The organism is Streptomyces apocyni, assembly GCF_009739465.1.
Taxonomy (GTDB): Bacteria; Actinomycetota; Actinomycetes; order Streptomycetales; family Streptomycetaceae; genus Streptomyces; species Streptomyces apocyni.
This window is the reverse complement of the sequence record NZ_WHOM01000014.1, coordinates 1-417: the sequence shown is the minus strand read 5'-3', so window position 1 is coordinate 417 and position 417 is coordinate 1. Positions and strand designations below refer to the sequence as shown.

Annotated in this window: 1 protein-coding gene; it reads left to right on the top strand. The window is 68.8% G+C overall.

Annotation, left to right across the window (positions count from 1 at the left end; all coding sequences use genetic code 11):
• The coding region (locus tag GCN81_RS00050) for a phosphopantetheine-binding protein (RefSeq protein ID WP_156721305.1) at positions 1-417 on the top strand (417 nt) is incomplete at both ends.

Sequence of the window (417 nt, the reverse complement as noted above, 5' to 3'; positions counted from 1 at the left end):
CGCAGAGCCCTACCCGCACCCACCGGCGAACGGCCCGACATCACAACCCAGTTCGAGCCCGCCCGACCCGGCATCGAAGAGCAACTCGCCGGGATCTGGAGCCAAGTCCTGGGCGTGGACCGGATCGGCCGCCACGACAACTTCTTCGACCTCGGCGGCGACTCCATCCGCAGCATCCAGGTCCTGGGCAAGGCGCGGGATGCCGGGCTGGTCTTCGGACTGCCGGAGCTGTTCCAGGCGCCGACGCTGGCCGGGCTCTGCGCGTCGGTGACCGTGGACATGGACGCGAGGGGTGGGGATCAGGGGGCTGTCACCGAGCCGTTCGGGCTGGTGTCGGCCGAGGACCTGGCACAGTTGCCCGAAGGCCTGGAAGACGCCTACCCCATGGCCGAACTCCAACTCGGCATGGTCTACGAA